The sequence below is a fragment of the Frankia sp. CoWAU3 genome (genome assembly GCF_977971855.1).
Genome location: NZ_CDWWXB010000033.1, coordinates 25,742 through 26,633, shown reverse-complemented (window position 1 = coordinate 26,633; position 892 = coordinate 25,742). Strand labels below are relative to the sequence as shown.

Below are 892 nucleotides of genomic sequence, written 5' to 3'. Positions count from 1 at the left end.
ACCCGGCCCCGGCCCCCGGTCCCGTCGTCGCCGAGGGCCCGGGCCGGCCCCCCCCGAACCGGGGGGCCTGGTCGTCGAGGAGGACCGGGCCGAACTCCGCTACGACGACAGCATGTACGTCGCCCACCAGCGAAGACGTCTTCTCAACGCCGGCAGCGAACCGGTAACCCGGTATCTGATGCGGATATCGGTCGACCGGTTCCCGGGAGATCCGGAACGCTCCGCGCGGTTGTACCGATCCGATCCGCTGCGCTGGGAGGACCTCCAGCTCAGCGCGCACTGTGGCGGCGAGCAGATGGCCTGGCAGGTCAAGACCGACTGGGACGCGCTCAAGGAGGTCTGGCTGCTCTTCGAGAACAGCCGAGGACGATTTCCGCTCTATCCCGGCGAATCGGCATGGATCAACTACAGCTACCAGGTGAGCAGGGAGAAGTGGGGGCCGTGGTTCCAGCGTGCCGTGCGGGTACCGACGAGTTTCCTCTCGGTCCGGCTGGACTTTCCGGCCGAGCTGGATCCCGTGGTCTGGGGCATGGAGACGTCGATGACCGCCGATGCCTTCCCGTTGCGGACCGCAATCGCCCGCACCGACTCCGGCGACCGACGGGTCTTCACCTGGTCGACCACCGAGCCGCCGCTGCACGCCCGCTACCGACTGGAATGGAACTTCCGGGCCACCGTGCCGGAACGTGATCCGGCCACGGAGACCGGAACACGTCCCAGCGATCAGATGGCGGCCGTCGGCATCGTGCAGGAGGGTGAGGCGATCCTGCGGCAGCCGGCCCGCCCTTTCGCCCTGCCCAACGAGGCCGAAGACGCGCGCCGGGTCGTCACCGAACTGTCCTCCGCCCTCGAACGGGTGTCCGTTCTGCACACCTTCGGCAAGGGCCTGGGC

Annotated in this window: 1 pseudogene; it reads left to right on the top strand. The window is 68.7% G+C overall.

What is annotated here, in order from left to right:
* Positions 1–178: 178 nt before the first annotated feature.
* Positions 179–892: pseudogene (locus AC08ON_RS05635) on the top strand (peptide deformylase); the annotation flags it as partial.